Genomic DNA, 20,708 nt, shown 5'->3' with positions numbered 1-20,708 from the left:
TAACGGATACAGACCACAATTCTACTTCAGAACAACAGACGTAACAGGAGATATCCAATTAGCAGACGGAGTAGAAATGGTAATGCCAGGAGACAACTCAACATTTACAGTAACACTAATCACACCAATCGCAATGGACGAAGGATTAAGATTTGCCATTCGTGAAGGTGGAAGAACAGTAGCATCTGGCGTAGTATCAAAAATCATTGACTAATAAAATAAAATAAAAAATGGAGCAGGCGACTGCTCCTTTTTTGTTGCAAAATTTTTGTTTTAAAACTATTTAATAATATCTTTAACTAAACTCTTAAGCTCTGGGATGACTTCTTTTTCAAACCATGGATTCTTGGCAAGCCAGCGTCCGTTAAGTGGTGATGGATGGATTATTGGGAAATATTTTGGAAGATATTTTTTATAATTTCTGACGGTTTCTGTTAAATTTTTCTCTTTTATATCTTTTAAATAATAATCCTGTGCATACTTTCCTACTAAAATATAAAGCTCAAGTTCTGGCATTAGTTCAAAAAGTTTAGGGTGCCACTTCTTAGCAAATTCTTTTCGCGGTGCCATGTCGCCGCTTTTTGCCTTGCCTGGATAATAAAAGTCCATTGGAAGAAGTGCTATTTTATCTGTTTCATAAAATTCATCTCGGCTTACTCCAAGCCATTCGCGGAGCCTATCTCCGCTTTTGTCATTCCAAATAATGCCAGACTCCTGTGCCTTCTTGCCTGGTGCCTGACCAATTATTACAATCTTTGCATTTTTATTTGCCTTATAAAGCGGTTCGTAGTTTTTCTCTGTGTACTTCGCGTTCATTTCATCGTTTTTTATTTCATTTTTTATTTTAGAAAAATCGTTCAATTAACTCGCCTCCATAAACTCTCATTTAATATATCCCCATTTATTAAAAACTTAAAGCCCAGGTCAGTGCGACATAACAATTGTGAAATTTATTTTATTTTTATATACTATATCTAAGAGAAAAATTTTTAAAAATTAGATTGAGTAAATTTATCTAAAGAAGTAATGGATAAAAGATTATAGAAATAGATATAAATAATTGTTATAATAATCTTAATAATTCATATTGGAGGGACAATAGTTAAATGGACGATGGCGGGGCCTTAGGGCTTAAACTTTTATTAATCGTAATACTAACTGGAATAAATGCCTTTTTTGCGTCGGCAGAGATGGCAATGGTTTCAGCAAATAATAATAAAATTAAGGAAATGGCTGAAGAGGGCGATGCGAGAGCTCTTATGTTACTTGATATTGCAAAGGATCAAACGAGATTTTTATCCACAATTCAAGTTGCAATAACTTTAGCTGGATTCTTCTCATCTGGATCAGCTGCAACAAGTATCTCAAGAGTATTGGGACAGAGATTTATAGAAATGGGAATAAGTTATGGACACACAATTTCATTTATTGTTGTGACATTTATACTTTCTTACTTAACACTTGTATTTGGTGAGCTCGTTCCAAAGAGAATTGCACTTCAAAACTCTGAGAAGGTGGCACTAAATTCAGTTAGAGCAATTTCCTTTGCATCAAAAATATTTTATCCCTTTGTAAAATTTTTATCTTTTTCGACAGTGATTGTACTAAAGATTATGGGCAAATATTCTGAAGATGTTGAAGAAAAAATTTCTGAAGAAGAATTAAAATCATATATCAAAGTATCAACTCAGCAAGGAGTAATAAACTCAGCCGGCGAAGAGATGATTGTAAACATTATGGACTTCGACGACAAGTTGGCTTATGAGATAATGACACCGCGTACAGCTATTTACATGGTAGACTACGACGCCTTTAACACAGATACCGTAACTGAAATTTTAAAAATGGGCTACTCAAGAATGCCAGTTTATAGAGAAAACACGGACAATATTTTGGGAACAGTTTATATAAAAGATATCTTCGCAGAATATGCAAGAAATAATTACAAGAGCATAAACCTCGACAATTGTATAAAAGCACCATACTGTGTGCCCGAGACTAAAAAGATTGACCAACTGCTAAAAGAATTGCAAAACACCAAAAATTATGTGGCAATACTAATCGACGAATACGGCGGATTTTCGGGGATGGTAACTGTTGAAGACATTGTCGAAGAAATTGTTGGAGAAATTGAAGATGAATATGACAAGGACAATCCAAAGATAGAAAAAATTTCCGACAACGAATACATTGTCGACGGTTCAATGGATATAGAAGATGTAAACGACGAGATTGGAACTTATCTCTACTCCGACAATCACGAGACAATATCGGGCCTTATAATAGAAAACTTAGGTTACATTCCAGAAGAGAATGAAAAAGAAAAATTGCAAGTGAGAATAAAAGGATATATATTGACAGAGCTTGCCGTTGCAGACAAGAGAATAATAAAGGCAAGCATCAAAATAATAAAAGACGAACAAGAAGACGCAAAGCGCGAGTACAAAGAATGGGACGCATTGCAATAAAAAAGCTAGCTACGTTTAAGTGTAGCTAGTTTTTTGTATTATTTTTAGTAAAAATAAAATCTTATTTATTTTATTGAAAAACCATTAGCATACATTAATTATATACATTTAGGGTTAATATCTAATAATTTTTATATAAAATTGCCCCTTGAATTGCTGAACTAACATTATCGACATATCTTTTCATCATACCAGGCAATAAGTCTGGACTCTTATAAGGTTTAATCTGAGCTTTTCTTCTGGCAAATTCTTCTTTACTAACATTGGCATTAACTTCTTTTTTGTTAATATCAATAGTTATCTCATCGCCGTCTCTTAATAAACCTATTGGACCTCCAGCTGCTGCTTCGGGTGAGATGTGACCAACAAAGCAACCATTATTTGTACCAGAAAACCTGCCATCCGTAATTACAGCTGTGGTTTTTGATAATCCTTCACCGTTTAATAGTTTTAAAGTTAGATACATTTCTCTCATTCCTGGACCACCTTTTGGACCCTCATATCTTATGACTAGAACATCCCCATCTTTAATTTTTTTATTTTTTACCGCTTCAATTGCAGCTTCTTCTCTGTCAAAACAAACAGCTCTACCTTTAAATAATTGTGCAGACTTATGTATAGCAGCTGGTTTTGCTACACCAGTTTCAGGTGCTATATTACCTCTCATTATAGTAACGCCACCAAATTTTAAAAATGGATTATCTAGCGTTCTTATTACTTTATCATTGACGGTAACAGGTTGAACGTATTTTAAGTTATTATCTACAGTTTCTCCAGTGCAAGTTAACGTATCAAGGTTTATATTGTCCCCAAGTCTCTTCATTACCTCTGGAATACCGCCATTGTAGTAAAAGTCTTGAACATCAAACTCGTCAGAGGCTGGATTTACTTTTACAATTAATGGCACTTTTTCAAAATATCTCTCATATAGATTTATCATTGTGTCAGAGCTTATACCTATTTCGTTTGCAATTGCTGATAAGTGGATAATCGCGTTTGTAGATCCTCCTGTTGCCATAAGCACAGCTATTGCATTTTTCAAAGCTTCCAGATTTACTATTTTTTTTATGTTTATATTTTTTTTAACTAACTCTACAATTTTTTCTCCAGAATTGAAAGCAGATCTAGATCTTTCGTTGTAAACTGCTGGTATTAATGATGAGCCCGGGAGACAAAGTCCCATAGCTTCAGCTAGAGTACACATTGTATTTGCTGTGCCTAAGAATTGACATGATCCACAGGTAAGTGCACAGTTAGTACTTAAATTTACAAGTTCATCTTTATTTAATTTGCCTCCATAATACATGCCAAGTCCTTCAGAAATGGTGGTTGTATTAGTTTTGACTTTATTACCAAAGCTAGGAGAAGATATCATTGGTCCTCCGTTTACAAAAATAGTTGGTATATTAGTTCTAAGAGCTCCCATTATCATACCAGGGACAATTTTATCACAGCTTCCCAGTATTACTAAACCATCATAAGCATGTGCCCTTACTTGTAATTCTACTGAATCAGCTATTAAATCTCGTGATGGCAAAGTATATTTTGATCCTATATGATTATCGGATAAAGCATCGCAAACTGAAATACATCCGAATTCTGCAGGAATTCCACCAGCTGCATAAATTCCATTTTTAATTTGCTGAGCAATTTCTCTTAAATTTTTATGTCCAGGAATCAAATCATTAAAACTATTAGCTATTCCTATAATAGGTTTCTTCAGATCTTCGTAACTGTAACCATTACCTTGAATTATTGTAGCGTGAGAAATCAAATTAAGTTCTCTAAATTTACCTACTTTTTGTATTAGATCATTATTTTTATCCATACTATCTCTCCTTTCGCTATTTTTTAATGATATTTTATTCTATGGTTTAAATAAAATCAAGATGTGAGATGTGTCTGATAAATATTTAAAAAGTTTGTGTTTATATTTTTTAATATTCTCAGATTAATTTAAAAATTATTGTATTCATTTTTTATCTATATAAAAAGTAAATTATTTAAAACAATTTTAATTTATCATAAAAAAGTATTGACATAATAAATCGATAGATGTATACTTCTAGTATACGGTGAAAACATTTACAATAGAGGGGGATTTATATTATGAAATTGACTGATCTACAAAAAGATATGTTAGATGGTAAATATGGCGAAGGTACTCAACTTGCTATGAAAGTTCAAGTTGGTATAGGAGAATCTTTTGGAGCAGAAAGGATGGTTCCTATTACAAGAGCCCATGTTGCACTAAGTAACCAAGATGCTGATCTTTGGTTGGCGGAAAAAATGGTTAATTTAGGAGCAAAGTGTAGAGTATCTCCTACAGTTAATCCTGGATGGTGTATACCTTATTTTAAAGAAAAGAATATGGGTGATGAAGAGGACTACGCAATGATGCAAAGAACTCATGAAGCATATAAAAAGTTAGGAGCTACTTTAACTTACAACTGTACACCATATATTGATACAAATGTGCCTAATTTTGGAGAAGTAGTAGCTTTTTCTGAATCTAGTGCAACCCCTTATGTTAATTCGGTATGGGGAGCTCGCTCAAATAGAGAAGGAGCCAACTCAGCACTTTTTGCATCTATTACAGGATTTGTACCAGAATATGGACTTTTATTAGATGAGAATAGAAAAGGAAATATACTAGTTGAAGTTGAAGCTGATATGAAAACTCCATATGATTATCACCTATTAGGAATGTGCGGGGATAAGATAGGTTTCGGTATACCAGTATTTACAGGATTACCAAAAACAATTTCCAAAGAAGCATTGAGGAACTTGGGTGCACAGCTTAATACGTCTGGTGCTTATGATATGTATCACATACTTAACTTTACACCAGAAGCTCAAAGTTTAGAAATGGCGTTTGGTGGAAAAGAGCCTGAAAGAAAAGTAACTATAACAAATGAAGATTTTGAAAAAGTTCTTGATAAGATATCTCTCGAAGGAGATAGAGAAATTGACTTTGCTATGTTTGGATGTCCACACTTCACATTAGATGAGGTTAGATATATTTCTGACAAGATGAACGGAGAAAAATTAAAAAAAGAAATGTGGATTTTAGTATCATCACATGTTAAACATCTGGCAGACATAATGGGATATACAGAAAGTATGGAAAAACTGGGCGCACATATTGTTCCAAGTACATGTCCAGATCAGCCAATTTGGAAGTTCTTAAAAGGAAAAGTTGGTGTTACTGAATCTCCAAAGTGTGCATACTATCCAAAAAGAAGAGGAATAGATTTTGTTATTAGAGATTTAGATACTTGTGTTGAAGCAGCTATGACAGGGAGGGTTAAATAATCATGAAAAAATTTAAATGTCATAAAATATCTGATGGAAGAGTTGAAGCTGAGGTTACTATTTCAAAAGACCCAATAATGTTTTACTTATTAGAACCAGAAACTGGAAAAATGATAGAGCCTAACCACGATTTTACTGGTAGGAGTATGGCAGATAAAATACTTCTGTTCCCTTCAGGAAAAGGAAGTTCTGTAGTTCAAGCTGATGGTTTATTTCAATTAATGAAAAATGATAAGCAACCTGCTGGAATGATTGTTCAGCATGCTGAAACAGTTTTAGTTTCCAGTGCAATTGTATTTGAAATTCCGTTAGTAGATAAAGTAGATCCTGAATTCTATGAAACAATTAAAGAGGGCGATAGAATAATACTGGACGCAACAAATGAAGAAATAACTATTTTATAAAAGGAGAGCATTATGAAAAAAAGAAAAATTTTAGGGATAGCTTTATTAGCATCTATGTTATTTATGACTGCATGTTCAGGTAAAGGAACTAATACAAAAGAGGCAGCACCAGCTCAAGCAAATAGTGACGCGTTAACAATAAAAATTGGTCACGTAGAACCAGAGAATAGATCAACTCACAAAGCATTAGTTGAATTTAAGAAAAATGTAGAAGAAAAGAGTGAAGGAAAATTAAATATTGAAATATTTCCTAACGGATCTTTAGGCGGGGATGTTCAGATGACAGAGTCAGTAGCTATGGGAACATTAGATGCGACATTACCATCATCCTCAGTTCTAACAACATATTCAGAAGAATTTGGTATATTAGATATGCCATGGTTATTCTTGAGTAGTGAAGATGCATTTGAAGCATTAGATGGAGATGTAGGAGAATATTTTAATAAAAAGTTAGAAGATCAAGGAATAAAATGCTTAGGCTATGTATATAATGGTCCAAGATCAACAACTACTAACTCAGGACCTATTGAAAAGCCGGAAGACTTAGAAGGTGTAAAAATGAGAGTTATGGAGAGCCCAATTTTTATAGATTTCTATAAAACTTTAGGAGCAAATCCTACACCAATGAGTTTTACTGAACTTTATACAGGACTTCAACAAGGCACTGTTGAAGCTCAAGAAAACCCACCTTCATTAACATTTGCAAATAAATTTTATGAAGTACAAAAATATCAAACTATAGATGAACACGTTCACAATTTCTTGCCTTTTATTATAAATAAAGGCGTATATGACAACTTAAGTGATGACTTAAAGGATATTTTAGATGAAGAGGCTAAAGAATATGTAAAACTTCAAAGAGAAATGGAACTTAAAGATAATGAACAAGCAATAAAAGATTTAGAAGAAGTTGGTGGATTGGAAACTAATATACTTGATAATGATCAAAAACAAGTATTTAAAGATGCAGTTGCTCCTATGTACGATAAATATAAGGCAAAATTTGGCGAAGAGTTATTTGAAATGTGTGAAAAATACAATAAATAAAGACATAAGTATTCAATTAAATAATTTGCATAGTAGGAAGATCTTAATTCTTCCTACTTGCTTATAGAGGAGTTATTATGAAAAATCTTTTTAAAAAATATAATAAAGTTGAAGAAGTGGTTTTGATAGCGAGTTTAGTAATAAATGTTATTATTGTTTTTACGCAGGTTATCATGAGATATTTTTTCAATTCTTCTTTATCTTGGTCGGAAGAGTTATCTAGGTATATTTTCATTTGGCAAGTTTGGTTAGGGACCAGTATAGCATTTGTAGACGATCAACACATTAATGTAGATTTAATTTATCAATTGGTAAAAAGTAAAAAAGGACATAAGATTCTAGATACAATAAGATATACTGTATGGTTAATATTTAACTTATATCTTGTAAAAATTGGTTTTGAACTAATCGCATCAATGTCAGCTAGAAATGCACTATCATCAGGAATGAGGATACCTTTAGCATATGTATATGTTGTATTACCAATCTCGGCTATCTTATTGTCTATTCGAATAATAGATAAGCTTATTGATATTTTTAAGACAGATTATTCTGCAGAATAATTAAGGAGGATATTATGGAATCTTTAGTTCTTTTTGGAATATTTTTTATATTATTATTTTTGGGTATTCCTATTGGTTATGCTATAGGTATAGCGACTCTTATAACGATAAGTAAGTATACATCTTTGCCAACTGTAATGATAGCACAAAATTCAGTTGCAGGTGTTGATTCTTTTCCTCTATTAGCTATTCCTTTTTTTATGTTGGCTGGAAATTTGATGAGTAGTGGCGGAATAGCGAAGAGACTTGTTAATTTTTTTGAATCTATTATAGGTCATATCACTGGTGGTTTGGGCATGGTAACAGTTGTAGTATGTATGTTCTTTGCTGCTATATCAGGTTCAGCAGTAGCAACTGTTTCAGCAGTTGGAGCTTTTATGATACCTCAAATGGTTGATCATGGTTATGGGAAAGGTTTTTCTACAGCATTAACAGCTGCAGCAGGTACCATTGGTGTAATTATTCCACCAAGTGTTCCGTTTGTAATATATGGAGTTGTTTCAGGAGCATCAATAACTCAAATGTTTACTGCTGGTTTTTTACCAGGTATTTTGATGGGTATAGCATTAATGATTATTTGCTATATAGTGTCCAAAAAAGAAGGATTCAAGGGTAGTGAAACTAGATCAAGTTTAAAAGAAATATTTCATGCTTTTAAAGATGCGTTTTGGGCAATTTTATCTCCAGTTATAATATTAGGAGGAATTTATTCTGGTATGTTTACTCCGACAGAAGCGGCAGTGGTTTCTGTAGTTTATTCTTTTGTAATTGGAGTATTTGTTTACAAAGAACTAGATATGAAGCAAGCATATAATGCATTTAGGGATGCAATCGTGGTTAATGGAGCTACAACTTTTATGGTAGGTCTATCTACTGCATTTGCTGCACTACTAACAATGCAACAAATCCCACTTAAGATTGCAACTTTTATAACATCACTAAGCGATAACGGTATAGTTATATTGTTATTAATAAATGTGTTCTTATTAATTGTAGGAATGTTTATAGATAATATACCAGGAACTATAATATTAACACCAATATTATTGCCTATAGTAATGCAATTAGGTATGAGCCCTGTTACATTTGGTATTATGTTAACTATGAATTTAGCGATTGGTTTTTGTACGCCACCATATGGAATTAACTTATTTGTTGCGACTGCAATATCAAAGGTTAATATGACGGTACTGACTAAAGAGATACTTAAGTTCATACTAGGATTAATCATTGTTTTATTATCTGTTACATTTATACCAGCTGTAACTAATATATTTTTATAATTTAGGAGGTAGTTATGTTAATTTGGATCATTGATGAAGAGTGGACTGAATATGAATATGAAAAAGAATTTCTTAATGAAAAATATCCTGGAGTAGAAATTAAAATTTCAACATATGATTATCAAAAAGATTTAGAAGAATTTGGTTATAAGGCGGATGGAATTTTAGCACAAGTATATGCTGACATTCCTGCAGAAGTAATAAATAAATTAGATAATTGTAAAGTAATTGCTACTTATGGTGGTGGATATGATAGAATAGATATAGAAGCATGTAAAAATAAAGGAATAAGAGTAACGAATATACAAGGTTATTGTGCTGAAGATTTGGCAGATTATGTAATAGCTGCTATTTATCATTATAATAAAAAGATTAATTTTTATGCTAATAATGTTTTAAAAGATATAAATGATGGTAAATGGGGCTCTACAGTTATTGAAAAAAGGAATCATAGAATTTCAAAACAAAAACTATTTATTGTAGGATTTGGAACTATAGGTAAAGCAGTAGCTGAAAGGGCTAAATTACTAGGAATTGAAATATTAGCTTATGATGAATATTATAATGAAGAAGAGATAGCAAAATATGGCGTCAAGAAGGTTAGCTGGGAAGAAGGATTTTCTACTGCTGACTATGTAAGCATTAACTTAAAAGGTGTGGAAGCTAATAGAGATAAAGTTGGCAAAAATGAGTTTGAGTTAATGAAGAAAGATGCTGTTATTATAAATACAGCAAGAGGGAAAATAATAAACGAGCCAGATTTAGTGTATGCCGTAAAAAATGGCATTATCGGTGGGGCAATTTTAGACGTTATAGATAAAGAACCGCCAACAGGGGATGAAGAAATCTTACATGTTGAAGGGATATTAGTAACACCTCATATCTCTTATATTTCTATAGAGTCTATGAGAGCTTTAAAAGAATTTGCATTAGGCAACTTAGCTGCTGTATTAGATAATAAGGAACCAAGAGATCCAGTAGTATAATTTTATTGCTATTCTAAAAAGTGTATTAAATATTGTTTAGTACGTGGGTGAAGACGAAAAATGAATTATGACAATATTGAGATTAAAAGAAAGAAAACTCTTTCTGAAGTTGCCTATGATTATATAAAAAAAATGATAATAGAAGGAAATTTAAAAGGTGGCGATGTTCTAACTGAAAATGGTATTGGTGAGGCTCTAAATATGAGCAGAACACCTGTTAAGAGAGCTATTACGAGGTTAGAACAAGAAAGATACGTAAGAAGTGTTGATGGTATAGGTACAATTGTAGAAAATTTATCTTTAAAAGATCTTACTGATATTTATGAAGTTAGGATAGAAATAGAAAAACTTGCAATAAGGACCTCAATTAAAAATTTAAAACAAAAAGAATTAGAAAAATTGGAGAATGAATTTGAGCAGGTTTTATCGGAGATACGAAAAGGGAATACTCCAGATGAGGATTTTTTGTCAATGCAGGATGAAAAACTCCATATGTTTATCTTAGATAATTCGACTAATTCATATATTAAAGATATTTATAAATATATAAGAGCTCAGATACTTAGATACAAGCATGAGGCTTATGCATTGACAGATACCTCAGAAGAGAGTACCTTATATCACCTTGAAATAATTAGATGTTTAAAGTGTCAAGATCTTGAAGGTGCACTTAAAATTATGGAAGAGCATTTGAGATGGTCATATAATACACTCGTTGAAGAATTGACACGATTAGATTAAAAGCTGGGCAATCCAGCTTTTTTATAATTGATAATTTTAAAGACGCTTTAAGGCGCCTTTTTTTGTGCTCATTTAAATATTTATAAGTTACATTACCTACCGGACACACGGAATATTTTTTTGAAAGAGGTTTAAATGTTAGTCTTAGAAAATATTAAAAAACAATTTGATGATGGGATGTATATTTTAAATGGAATAAGTTTGGAGATTAATAAGGGCGAGATTGTTTCAATTTTGGGGCCATCGGGAAGTGGCAAGACGACTCTTCTTAATCTTATCTTGGGGATTTCGCCTCTTACAAGCGGAAGAATTCTATATAATGACAAGGACATGAGCAATTTGTCACTACAAGAGAGAAACTTCAACATTGTGTTTCAAGATTATGCACTTTTTCCCAATTTAAATGCTTATGAAAATATTGTCTACGGTCTTAAGAATAGGCCGAATCTTTCGACTAAGGAAGAGGTAGACGAGTTAGTTGAGCTTTTAAATTTAAAGGAGCATCTTGAGAAAGATATTTCTGAACTCTCTGGTGGACAAAAGCAAAGAGTTGCCCTTGCGAGGACTCTAGTGATGAAGCCGGAGGTGCTTTTGTTGGACGAGCCCTTCTCTGCACTTGATGGAATTATTAAGGAGTCGATTAAACAGAGGATAAAGGAAATTGCTGCAAAATATAATCTTACGACAATTATTGTAACTCACGATCCAGAGGAAGCTCTTACTATTTCAAATAAGGTTTTAATTTTAAACAAGGGAAAGATTGCTCAGTTTGGAACTCCGAAGGAGATTATAAATTCTCCAGCTGATGAATTTGTTGAGGAGTTTATATTAAGACAGCTCAAGGTTAAAAAAGATAATATTTATAACTTATTTGACAGTGGACCAATTGGCATAGAAAGGCAGGTTGGTTAATCTTGGAGAGTAGAATAAGTTTAACTAGAAATAGACAAGAGGCGTCAAGTCACAAGTTTTTAATGTACTTAATTTTTGCATTCTTTCTAATATTTCTAATTTATCCATTAATTAAAGTGCTTCAGATGGCATTTTTTGTAAATGGAAGTTTTAGCACAGAAAATTTTAAGGATGTTTTTTCAAGTGGCGATGTGATTAAGGCTTTTACAAATAGTTTTTCGATTTCGCTATTAAGTAGTCTCATCACAACAATTACTGCATTAATAATTGCTATTGGAATAAATTTTACAAATTTAAATAAAAATTTTAAGAAGTTTTTGGAAATTGCTCTAATGGTTCCCATGTTTCTTCCAACTATTACTTATGGTTTTGCAATCATGCATTCTTTTGGAAAACAGGGATACATTTTAAAATTATTTGCAAAGCCAATAATAGACATCTACGGTGTGGGTGGCCTACTTCTTGGATATTTTATCTACACTTTGCCCGTGTCCTTTATTCTGCTTAATAATGGGATGAAATACATTGACAAGAGATATGGCCTTGTCTCCACACTTTTGTATGACAGTGGCTTTAAAAATTTTATGATTTCTATTATAAAGCCAATAAGATTTACAATTATTATTTCGATAATTCAGTGCTTCTTCCTGTCATTTACAGATTTTGGTATTCCCGCATCTCTTGGGGGAAACACTCCATTAATTGCAAAGTCTCTTTACGAGCAGATGATGGGATCAGTTCCAGATTTTAACAAGGGAGCGATTATTGCACTTGTCATGATGATTCCATCAATCTTAAGCATTGTTGTGATATCAATTTTTAAGGAAAAGAACACAAGTGAGAATATAAGCAAAAATATTTATGTGAGAAAGAATAGAGCAAGAGATGTATTTATAATTATTTTTTCGATTTTTGTAGTCTTAATTATTTTTTCAGTTTTAATTTCTGTAGTGATAATTCCGTTTTTTGAAGATTATCCATACAATTTAAATTTTTCGCTGATAAATATTAAGAACACTTTAAATGATAACGAACTTTTGGGAGCATACAAAAATTCAATTGTAGTTGCCCTTGTTGCATCTATTATTGGAACGGTCATTGCATACATTGGAGCTTTATTTACAACGAGAAAACAAAATATAAATAAATTTTCAAAAGTTTTAAATGTAACTCCATCTATTATAAATACAGTGCCGGGAATGGTACTCGGTATTAGTTATTTGCTCGCTTTTTCTCCCACACCAATTCACAACACTTTATTTATTGTAATAATATGTGACGTGGTGCACTATTTTTCCACGCCTTATTTGATGTTTTCTGATTCGCTAAGCAAGTTAAATCAAAATTGGGAGACGACGTCAAATCTTTTGGGAGATTCTTGGTTTAAAAATGTAAAGAAAATACTCGTGCCAAACTCCTATAAGACTATAGTTGAAGTGTTCACTTATTATTTTATAAACAACATGGTTACAGTCAGTGCCGTAATTTTTATTACAGGTGCAAGGACAATGGTCATAACGACAAAGATTAAAGAGTTGCAATATTTCATCAGATTCGATGACATATTTGTAATTTCTACAATGATTCTAGTTACAAATATTATAGTAAAAATTATTTCAAACAAATTAACTAAAAGGGGATTAAAAAATGAAAATTAAAAATGTAAAAAGTATTTTGGTATTAATCGCACTGGCACTTTTATTACCACTTACAGCTTGTGGTAATAAAGAAAATAGCGATGCAGTCGTTATTTATTCAAACGCAGATGAAGAGGCAATAGTTGCCATAAAGGACGCACTTGATGCTGCAGGTTATCAAGATAAGTACATTGTAAAGACATTTGGAACATCAGAACTTGGCGGAAAGTTATTGGCAGAAGGAAAAAATATTGAGGCTGACATGATGACAATGAGCTCTTTCTACATTGACAGTGCACAGGATAAGGACAATATTTTTCTTGATTTTAAGCCAGATGTAGTGCCACTTGATAAAGAAAATTCAGAATACAGCTATCCAATAACTGTGCAAGAGGGAGCAATTTTCTACAACACTAAAGAGCTTGAGGCAGAAGGGCTTGAAGTGCCAAAGAGTTTTAAAGATTTAACTAAGCCGGAATACAAAGACAAACTCAGCATATCTGATGTAAAGCATTCTTCAACAGCTTGGCTTACAATACAAGCTCTTGTAGATAATTACGGCGAAGATGAAGCGAAAAATATTTTAAGTAAAATTTATGAAAATGCTGGAAACAATATTGAAAGTTCAGGATCAGGCCCTATGAAGAAGGTAGAAGTTGGAGAAGCTGTCATTGGAATTGGACTAAGACACCAAGCAGTTCTTAAAAAAGCAGAAGGAAAACCAATTGAATTTGTGGATCCAGAAGAAGGAACTTATTATTTAACAGAAAATCTTGCAATATTAAATAAGGACAATCCAGAAAAAGAAGAGCTTTGCAAAGAAATGGCAAATGTAATTTTAAAAGAAGCAAGAAAAGAAATTATTAAATTTTATCCAAATGCCGTATATGAAGGCGAACAAGAGGATGAAAGTATAAAGGCAAAAGATGTTAAAAAATATCCAGAAAAACTTACAGTCGACTTATTAAAAGAACATCAAGAATTACCAGAATCTGCTAAATAAATTGGAGGTAACAAATGGAATATAAATTATTGACACCGGGACCATTATCAACAACTATGAGCGTAAAAAGAGAGATGCTCGTAGACCACTGTACATGGGATGACGACTATAAAAATATCACACAAGAGATAAGAAGTGAGCTTTTAAGAATAGCAAACTTAGACGAAAAAAATTATACAGCAGTTTTAATGCAAGGAAGCGGAAGCTTTGGAGTGGAGTCTGTAATAACATCTGTTGTGCCAAAAGATGGCAAAGTTCTAATTCTTGTAAACGGAGCCTATGGCAAGAGAATGGTAAGCATTGCTGAGTTTTCAAAAATTAAATTCGAAACAATAGAAGTAAGCGATAGCGAAATTTTTAATAAAGAAGATGTAAGAAAAGTCTTGGAAAAAGATTTAGACATCACTCATGTTGCCATGGTGCATAGCGAGACAACTACAGGAATTTTAAACAATATCGAAGAGATTGGAGAAGTTGTAAAATCACATAATAAAACTTTTATCGTAGATGCAATGTCTAGCTTTGCAGGAGTTGAGATTGAAATAGAAAAAATTGGAATTGACTTTTTAATCTCAAGTGCCAACAAGTGCATTGAGGGCGTGCCGGGATTTAGTTTTATAATTTGCAAAAAAGAGTCAATTGAAAATTCAAAAGATAATGCAAGAAGCCTATGTTTAAATTTATACGACCAATACCAAACAATGGATAAGGATGGCAAGTGGAGATTTACTTCACCAACTCACACAGTCCTTGCCTTTAGACAGGCACTTAGAGAACTTGAAGACGAGGGCGGAGTAGAAAATAGAGCGAAGAGATATAGAGAAAATAACAATCTATTAAATATCGAGATGGAAAGACTTGGATTTAAATTATATTTAGATAAAAATGTCCAAGGCCCAATAATTTCAACTTTCTTGTATCCTGAAAATTTAGGTATCGACTTTAAGGATATGTATGAATTTATTAAAAATAGAGGCTACATCATCTATCCAGGAAAGCTCACAGAAAAAGAAAGCTTTAGAATTGGAAACATTGGAGAAATTTATAAAAGAGATATACTCGGACTAATAGGTGTCTTTGAAGAATACCTTGAAAACATAAATTATAGAAAAAATTTCAAAGACCTTGAGGCAGTAATCTTTGACTGGGCTGGCACAACTGTTGACTTTGGATGTATTGCTCCTGTGGCTTCGTTTAGAGATGCATTTTTAGAATATGGAATCGAAGTGACAGAAGAAGAAATTAGAAAGCCAATGGGCATGTTAAAAATCGATCACATAAGAGAGATGCTAAAGATGGATAGAATTAATGAGCTTTGGGAAGAAAAATACAACAGAAGCTGGAGCGAAGAGGACGTAGAAGAAATTTATAAAATAAGTGAGAAGAAGATTTTGGAAAACGTGGCAAATCACTCCGAGCTAAAGCCACATCTTCTTGAGACAGTAAAACTTTTAAGATCAAATGGAATAAAAATCGGCTCAACTACAGGATACACTGATGAGATGATGGAGATAGTAACAAGAGTAGCAGGAGAAGAAGGTTATAAACCAGACTTTTTCGTCACACCAAACTCAGTTGAAAATCACGGCAGGCCTTATCCATTTATGATTTATGAAAATATGAAAGCATTGGAAGTAACATCTGCAAAAAATGTCGTAAAAGTTGGAGACACAATATCAGACATAAAAGAGGGCAAGAACGCCGGAATAATTGCAATAGGAATTATAGATGGAAGTTCTCTAATGGGACTAAATAAAGAAAAGTTCGATGGACTTTCCGAAGAAGAAAAAGAAATTAGAAGAGAAGAAGTTAGAAGAAAATATGAAGAAGCAGGAGCTGACATAGTCATAAAAGACTTATCAGAACTTGGTGAAGTTTTAAATTTAAAATAAAAATATAACAAACGAAAAAAGGTATGTCAGAGGAACCGCTCGAGGCCGCTAGGCCAAGTAACGCTTTTCTGACATATCCTTTTTTCTATTAATAAAGAATTATAAAAAACTTAGAAAGAAAAAACTTCGGAATAGTGACAACTTATTCATATGACGAGGTACCTACTCCGTCATCTTGAGCGGAAAAAATCCGTAAGGATTTTTGGAGTCGCTGTGTACCCGGAAGGGTGAAAGATCTGCAAAGTAATCGAGCGAGAACTTATCGTCTTAACGAGAAAACCCCCTTCCAACGTCATCCCGAGCGTTAGTCGAGGGATCTGTACCTTAAGAAGAAACAGCCTAATCGCCTTAATTAAAAAACCTTACGGAGAATTAAAAAGAAAAATAATTAAACAAAAACAGAACAAACGAAAAAAGGTATGATGCGAGACACGCTCGAGGCCGCTCGGCCAAGCTAATGGTCTCTGCATCATATCCTTTTTTCGATTAATAAAGAATTTATAAAAAATTTAGAAAGAAAAACTTCGGAACAGTGATAATTTATTCACATGACAACGTACCTACTCCGTCATCTTGAGCGAGAGCTTTGCTCGAGTCGAAAGATCTGCAAAGTAGTCTTGCGAGACCTTGTCGTCTTAAATAAAAATCGTATAGGGGAAATACCTAAAACTTCTATCTAATAAAAACGACGACACATCACCATCGCGCATTAAAAATCTCACACCACCCAAACCCCAATTTAATAAATCAAAAAAAGCACCACGTGGTGCCTATTTTTTATCTTTTGCTATTTTTTCTTCTATCATTCTTCTTATTTTTTTAGACGCCTTTGCGCTTCCTAGTCCAAGTAAAATCCCTGCTGCTACATCTGTTGGGTAGTGGACATATAGATACATTCTCGAGAATGTTATTAGAAGGGCAAGGATAAGCGCATATTTTCCAAATTTTTTGTCCAAGTTATTTATTGAGCTTGCTGCTGCAAAGGATGATGATGTGTGTCCTGATGGAAAGGAGAAGTCCTTTGGCGCTTTTATGAGGAGTTCTTTAAAGCCAAATGTGTCAAAGGGCCTTGGTCTATGCACTATTGGTTTAAGTATAACAAGTCCAACTACAGCTGATATTATGAGTGAAAGTAAAAGTATAAATGCCATTTTTTTGTACTTTTTCTTGTGCCTTGTTAAGAGAAAAATTCCAACGATAATCCAAATTAGTCCTCCATTGCCAAGCTTTGTTACAAAAACCATTAAAGAGTCTAGCAATGGAAATCTAATATTTTGAAGCGCGTTTAATATTTCAATTTCAAGACTTGCCATTTTTAAATTTCTCTTTGATAAATTCTACAAAATTATTTACGTCTTCTTTTATTATGTCTTCGTTTTGGTAGGTAAGGTAATACTGTCTTTCTAGTTTTACATCGTCAAACCTGTGCTTTTTTATTTCGGGGTCGTCTATAAAATATTTTGAACCCAAAGACACAGTGTTGGAATTTTTAATTATGTTATAAAACATGCAGTTGTTTTTTGCGATATATTTTAAGTTTACGGAAATATTTTTATCTTTTAAGTAATCTAGTAGAATTTTTTTGGCGTTGTCGTCGAACTCACCCATTATAAATTCTCTCTCTTTTAAGTCGTCAAGTGTTAAGCTTTTCTTTACTCCAAAGTTGTAGTCTTTATTTGTTATTAAAACGAGCTCGTCTGTAAAAAATGGTTCTGATGTTATTCCGCTAATTCCAGTTTCGTCTTCTATTATTGCAAGGCTTATTTCTTTTGATTTTAATTTTTCGATTAAGTTCTGCCTTGTGTCTATAAAAACTCTTATGTTTACGTCTTCGTATTTTTCTTCAAATTCTTTTACTAATTCAAGCATCAGTTTGCAACCGAAGTTAGAGCTTATGCCAAGGTGAATGTTATTTGATTTCGATGCTCCGTGCAAAAAAATCATTGTATTTTCAAATTCTTCTAATAGTATTAGTGCTGATTTATATAGTCTTGCTCCCACATCTGTTATGTAGAGTTTTTTTGAGATTCTATCAAATAGTGTCACATTATATTCTTTTTCTATTTGTGATATGGCTTGGGATACTGTCGGCTGTGATATATTTAAATTTTTGGCAGCGACAGACATATTTTTTGTTCTGACTACTTCTATAAATATTTCTAAGTCTCGAATTGTCATTATAACCCCCTTAATATAGTTTAATATGAATACTTGCAAAAATCAAGATTTATAGAGAAAAGCTAATAATAAGTTTAGTCTTATGCTACTTAGGCTCTTTAGCTAAATATAATTATGAATAGTTAAAAATTTTTTGTGATGTTTTTTATTCTATAAATTTTATATAAAATTTTTGTGAAAAAAACTTTCCAAAGGCTTTAAATAAGTTTTATTATCGTATATCATATAAATATTAAGGAGTGAAAATTATGGCAATTTCGATAGAAAAAATGAAAGAACTTGAAAAGAGAACAATCGAAGATTTTGGCGTAAATTCCTTAGTATTAATGGAAAACGCAGGTATGGCAATTTTTAATGAAATAAAGGATTCGTCTTCCTTTACTATTGTGTGTGGAAGCGGAAATAACGGTGGCGATGGACTTGTCATTGCACGCCATTTAATTTTAAGCGGCAAGGAAGTTGAAATTTTTATTGTTGGAGATAAAAAGTCTAAAGATTTTGCCACTAATTTAGATATTGTGAAGAAGCTTACTGATAGAATTTTCTTTATAGAGGAAGATAATTATGACGATTTAGTTGAGTCTCTTGAGGTGAGTGAGGTTACCGTTGATGCTATTTTTGGAACGGGCTTAAATAGAAATCTTTCTGATTTATATATAGATGTTATAAATTTAATCAATTTGCATGGCAATTATATTATTTCTGTTGACATTCCAAGCGGAATGGATGGAAATACTGGTGACGAATACGGCGCATGTGTGAGAGCTAGAAAGACTTATGCTATTACAGATATTAAAGAAGGAGAACTTCTAAACAGCAACTCTGGAGAGCTTAACACAGTCTATATTGGGATAGTGAGATATAGAGATGAGTAAAAAAAGAATAAGTAGAAATATAAACCTAACTGAGGGCTCTATTTCAGAGGGCCTAATCAAATTTGCTATTCCTCTTTTACTTACAAATTTTTTGCAACAACTTTATAATACAGCAGACCTTATGATAGTTGGACAGTTTGCAGGCAAAAATCCAATGGCTGCCGTTGGGGCGACTGGTCCAATTTCAAACCTTTTGATTGGACTTTTTATGGGTCTTACTACTGGTGCATCTGTAGTTATTTCCCTATACTATGGTTCAAACAACAGGGAAGAGCTAAGAAGATCAGTTGGGGTTTCTTATTATCTGGGTCTAATGTCAGGAATTCTAATAACCATTGTGGGCATACTTACGACCCCGATGTTTATAAGGGCAATGGACACTCCGCCCGATATTGCAGAAGATGCAGCTCTATACATGAGGATATTCTTCCTTGGAACTGTGCCAATTCTTATTTATAACATGGGCGCGTCTATTTTAAGGGCTGCCGGAGACTCAAAGAGGCCGTTTAACTTCTTGTGTGTATCAGCAGTTGTAAATATAGTCCTTGACCTTTTGCTTGTAGGTTATTTAGATTTATCAGTAATGGGTGCTGGTATTGCAACTTTGTGTTCACAAATTGTATCAGCAATTTTAGTTACTATGTCTCTTCTTAAAACTGACGCAAGCTACAAACTTAGAAAGAGCGAAATCAAATTTCACAGAGAAGAGGCTAAGCAGATTTTTGAAATTGGAATACCTACAGGAATCCAAACTTCACTTCTATCTGTAACAAATGTAGTCTTCCAAGCAAAGATAAATACATTTGGACCAGCTGCCATAGCAGGTATTGCCGCCGAAGGGCGTATTGATGGATTTTTATTTATGTCGCTACAGGCAATTGCTCTTGCCGCCACAACTTTTGCAGGACAAAACATGGGCGCAAGGAAAATCGATAGACTTCGCGAGGGAGTTAAGATTTCTGTAATTATTGTACTCGTTTTATCTGCAATTCTTTCTGTAATTGCAATAGTATTTGCAAGACCACTTATCGCCATGTTTAATCCTGATCCAGAGGTAATTGAATATGGTGCCGACTTCTTGGTAATTATAAGTTTTGGTATTTGGTCTTTTGGAGTTGCCGAGACAATTTCTGGTTTTGTAAGAGGTTGTGGCAAGGCACTTCCTCCAATGATAATTTCACTGTTTTCAATTTGTATCTTTAGACTTTTAGCAGTTTATATTGCAATGCCAATTTATAATTCCATTAGAGTTATAAGTATTGCATATCCTGTATCATATGCTCTAAACATGATATTAAATCTACTCTACTACAAATTTGGAAACTGGAGAAAAGAAGTCAGGGCATAATTATTTAAGAGTCTTTTTGTAAAGCAAGAAGGCTCTTTTTTCTTTGTATTTTTCTC

18 protein-coding genes and 1 pseudogene are annotated in these 20,708 nt (G+C 33.0%); 15 read left to right on the top strand and 4 right to left on the bottom strand.

What is annotated here, in order from left to right:
- A pseudogene (gene tuf / locus ACOX6R_RS00715) lies at positions 1–214 on the top strand (elongation factor Tu); the annotation flags it as partial.
- A 65-nt stretch (positions 215–279) separates the two neighbouring features.
- On the opposite strand, the gene ACOX6R_RS00710 reads toward tuf, so the two are convergent.
- On the bottom strand, positions 280–816 hold the full coding sequence (locus ACOX6R_RS00710; protein ID WP_433446200.1) for a uracil-DNA glycosylase family protein: 537 nt from the start codon (positions 814–816) through the stop codon (positions 280–282).
- A gap of 290 nt (positions 817–1,106) precedes the next feature.
- Here ACOX6R_RS00710 and ACOX6R_RS00705 point away from each other — a divergent pair, with 290 nt between their 5' ends.
- The gene (locus tag ACOX6R_RS00705; RefSeq protein ID WP_433446196.1) at positions 1,107–2,468 is read left to right on the top strand and encodes a hemolysin family protein; all 1,362 of its coding nucleotides are present in this window, start codon (positions 1,107–1,109) and stop codon (positions 2,466–2,468) included.
- A 121-nt stretch (positions 2,469–2,589) separates the two neighbouring features.
- On the opposite strand, the gene ACOX6R_RS00700 is transcribed toward ACOX6R_RS00705, so the two are convergent.
- The gene (locus ACOX6R_RS00700) at positions 2,590–4,296 is read right to left on the bottom strand and encodes a dihydroxy-acid dehydratase (protein ID WP_433446194.1); all 1,707 of its coding nucleotides are present in this window, start codon (positions 4,294–4,296) and stop codon (positions 2,590–2,592) included.
- Between the two features lie 281 nt (positions 4,297–4,577).
- On the opposite strand from ACOX6R_RS00700, the gene ACOX6R_RS00695 reads away from it, so the two are divergent.
- The 11 genes from ACOX6R_RS00695 (at position 4,578) to phnW (ending at position 16,251) form a co-directional block, all read left to right on the top strand.
- The gene (locus tag ACOX6R_RS00695) at positions 4,578–5,783 is read left to right on the top strand and encodes an aconitase X catalytic domain-containing protein (protein ID WP_433446193.1); all 1,206 of its coding nucleotides are present in this window, start codon (positions 4,578–4,580) and stop codon (positions 5,781–5,783) included.
- Positions 5,784–5,785: 2 nt separating this feature from the next.
- Positions 5,786–6,187 (top strand): aconitase X swivel domain-containing protein, encoded by a 402-nt coding sequence (locus ACOX6R_RS00690; protein ID WP_433446191.1) that lies wholly within the window; start codon positions 5,786–5,788, stop codon positions 6,185–6,187.
- Between the two features lie 12 nt (positions 6,188–6,199).
- Entirely contained in the window at positions 6,200–7,234 is a 1,035-nt protein-coding gene (locus tag ACOX6R_RS00685; RefSeq protein WP_433446189.1) for a TRAP transporter substrate-binding protein, read from the top strand.
- Between the two features lie 77 nt (positions 7,235–7,311).
- Entirely contained in the window at positions 7,312–7,797 is a 486-nt protein-coding gene (locus ACOX6R_RS00680) for a TRAP transporter small permease (RefSeq protein ID WP_433446187.1), read from the top strand.
- 14 nt (positions 7,798–7,811) lie between these two features.
- Complete coding sequence (locus tag ACOX6R_RS00675) at positions 7,812–9,080, top strand: TRAP transporter large permease (protein WP_433446185.1); 1,269 nt, start codon at positions 7,812–7,814, stop codon at positions 9,078–9,080.
- 14 nt (positions 9,081–9,094) lie between these two features.
- Positions 9,095–10,066 carry a C-terminal binding protein gene (locus ACOX6R_RS00670; RefSeq protein ID WP_433446183.1) on the top strand — a complete coding sequence of 324 codons (972 nt, stop codon included), beginning with the start codon at positions 9,095–9,097 and terminating at the stop codon, positions 10,064–10,066.
- A gap of 60 nt (positions 10,067–10,126) precedes the next feature.
- Positions 10,127–10,807: a GntR family transcriptional regulator gene (locus ACOX6R_RS00665; protein ID WP_433446181.1), complete on the top strand. Its 681-nt coding sequence runs from the start codon at positions 10,127–10,129 to the stop codon at positions 10,805–10,807.
- 135 nt (positions 10,808–10,942) lie between these two features.
- Complete coding sequence (locus tag ACOX6R_RS00660; RefSeq protein ID WP_433446179.1) at positions 10,943–11,719, top strand: ABC transporter ATP-binding protein; 777 nt, start codon at positions 10,943–10,945, stop codon at positions 11,717–11,719.
- 125 nt (positions 11,720–11,844) lie between these two features.
- Positions 11,845–13,377: an ABC transporter permease subunit gene (locus tag ACOX6R_RS00655; RefSeq protein ID WP_433446177.1), complete on the top strand. Its 1,533-nt coding sequence runs from the start codon at positions 11,845–11,847 to the stop codon at positions 13,375–13,377.
- On the top strand, positions 13,367–14,359 hold the full coding sequence (locus tag ACOX6R_RS00650; protein WP_433446175.1) for an extracellular solute-binding protein: 993 nt from the start codon (positions 13,367–13,369) through the stop codon (positions 14,357–14,359). Before ACOX6R_RS00655 ends, ACOX6R_RS00650 begins: the two co-directional genes overlap by 11 nt.
- Positions 14,360–14,373: 14 nt before the next feature.
- Complete coding sequence (gene phnW, locus ACOX6R_RS00645) at positions 14,374–16,251, top strand: 2-aminoethylphosphonate--pyruvate transaminase (protein WP_433446173.1); 1,878 nt, start codon at positions 14,374–14,376, stop codon at positions 16,249–16,251.
- Positions 16,252–17,021: 770 nt separating this feature from the next.
- Here phnW and ACOX6R_RS00640 read toward each other — a convergent pair.
- Entirely contained in the window at positions 17,022–17,564 is a 543-nt protein-coding gene (locus ACOX6R_RS00640) for a phosphatase PAP2 family protein (RefSeq protein WP_433446171.1), read from the bottom strand.
- Positions 17,551–18,429 carry a LysR substrate-binding domain-containing protein gene (locus tag ACOX6R_RS00635; protein WP_433446169.1) on the bottom strand — a complete coding sequence of 293 codons (879 nt, stop codon included), beginning with the start codon at positions 18,427–18,429 and terminating at the stop codon, positions 17,551–17,553. Before ACOX6R_RS00635 ends, ACOX6R_RS00640 begins: the two co-directional genes overlap by 14 nt.
- 248 nt (positions 18,430–18,677) lie before the next feature.
- Here ACOX6R_RS00635 and ACOX6R_RS00630 point away from each other — a divergent pair, with 248 nt between their 5' ends.
- Positions 18,678–19,304, top strand: a complete 627-nt coding sequence (locus ACOX6R_RS00630; protein WP_433446167.1) for an NAD(P)H-hydrate epimerase — start codon at positions 18,678–18,680, stop codon at positions 19,302–19,304.
- Entirely contained in the window at positions 19,297–20,652 is a 1,356-nt protein-coding gene (locus ACOX6R_RS00625; RefSeq protein ID WP_433446165.1) for an MATE family efflux transporter, read from the top strand. Before ACOX6R_RS00630 ends, ACOX6R_RS00625 begins: the two co-directional genes overlap by 8 nt.
- Positions 20,653–20,708 lie beyond the last annotated feature (56 nt).

The sequence above is a fragment of the Peptoniphilus sp. genome (assembly GCF_050943655.1).
In the GTDB taxonomy this organism is placed as follows: Bacteria; Bacillota; Clostridia; order Tissierellales; family Peptoniphilaceae; genus Peptoniphilus_A.
This window is presented reverse-complemented; position numbering and strand designations above follow the sequence as displayed.

Excerpts from the sequence above, each read along its gene's own strand:
- ACOX6R_RS00710 (WP_433446200.1), bottom strand. The coding sequence starts at position 816 with ATGAACGCGAAGTACACAGAGAAAAACTACGAACCGCTTTATAAGGCA.
- ACOX6R_RS00705 (WP_433446196.1), top strand. The coding sequence starts at position 1,107 with ATGGACGATGGCGGGGCCTTAGGGCTTAAACTTTTATTAATCGTAATA.
- ACOX6R_RS00700 (WP_433446194.1), bottom strand. The coding sequence starts at position 4,296 with ATGGATAAAAATAATGATCTAATACAAAAAGTAGGTAAATTTAGAGAA.
- ACOX6R_RS00695 (WP_433446193.1), top strand. The coding sequence starts at position 4,578 with ATGAAATTGACTGATCTACAAAAAGATATGTTAGATGGTAAATATGGC.
- ACOX6R_RS00690 (WP_433446191.1), top strand. The coding sequence starts at position 5,786 with ATGAAAAAATTTAAATGTCATAAAATATCTGATGGAAGAGTTGAAGCT.
- ACOX6R_RS00685 (WP_433446189.1), top strand. The coding sequence starts at position 6,200 with ATGAAAAAAAGAAAAATTTTAGGGATAGCTTTATTAGCATCTATGTTA.
- ACOX6R_RS00680 (WP_433446187.1), top strand. The coding sequence starts at position 7,312 with ATGAAAAATCTTTTTAAAAAATATAATAAAGTTGAAGAAGTGGTTTTG.
- ACOX6R_RS00675 (WP_433446185.1), top strand. The coding sequence starts at position 7,812 with ATGGAATCTTTAGTTCTTTTTGGAATATTTTTTATATTATTATTTTTG.
- ACOX6R_RS00670 (WP_433446183.1), top strand. The coding sequence starts at position 9,095 with ATGTTAATTTGGATCATTGATGAAGAGTGGACTGAATATGAATATGAA.
- ACOX6R_RS00665 (WP_433446181.1), top strand. The coding sequence starts at position 10,127 with ATGAATTATGACAATATTGAGATTAAAAGAAAGAAAACTCTTTCTGAA.
- ACOX6R_RS00660 (WP_433446179.1), top strand. The coding sequence starts at position 10,943 with ATGTTAGTCTTAGAAAATATTAAAAAACAATTTGATGATGGGATGTAT.
- ACOX6R_RS00655 (WP_433446177.1), top strand. The coding sequence starts at position 11,845 with ATGGCATTTTTTGTAAATGGAAGTTTTAGCACAGAAAATTTTAAGGAT.
- ACOX6R_RS00650 (WP_433446175.1), top strand. The coding sequence starts at position 13,367 with ATGAAAATTAAAAATGTAAAAAGTATTTTGGTATTAATCGCACTGGCA.
- phnW (WP_433446173.1), top strand. The coding sequence starts at position 14,374 with ATGGAATATAAATTATTGACACCGGGACCATTATCAACAACTATGAGC.
- ACOX6R_RS00640 (WP_433446171.1), bottom strand. The coding sequence starts at position 17,564 with ATGGCAAGTCTTGAAATTGAAATATTAAACGCGCTTCAAAATATTAGA.
- ACOX6R_RS00635 (WP_433446169.1), bottom strand. The coding sequence starts at position 18,429 with ATGACAATTCGAGACTTAGAAATATTTATAGAAGTAGTCAGAACAAAA.
- ACOX6R_RS00630 (WP_433446167.1), top strand. The coding sequence starts at position 18,678 with ATGGCAATTTCGATAGAAAAAATGAAAGAACTTGAAAAGAGAACAATC.
- ACOX6R_RS00625 (WP_433446165.1), top strand. The coding sequence starts at position 19,297 with ATGAGTAAAAAAAGAATAAGTAGAAATATAAACCTAACTGAGGGCTCT.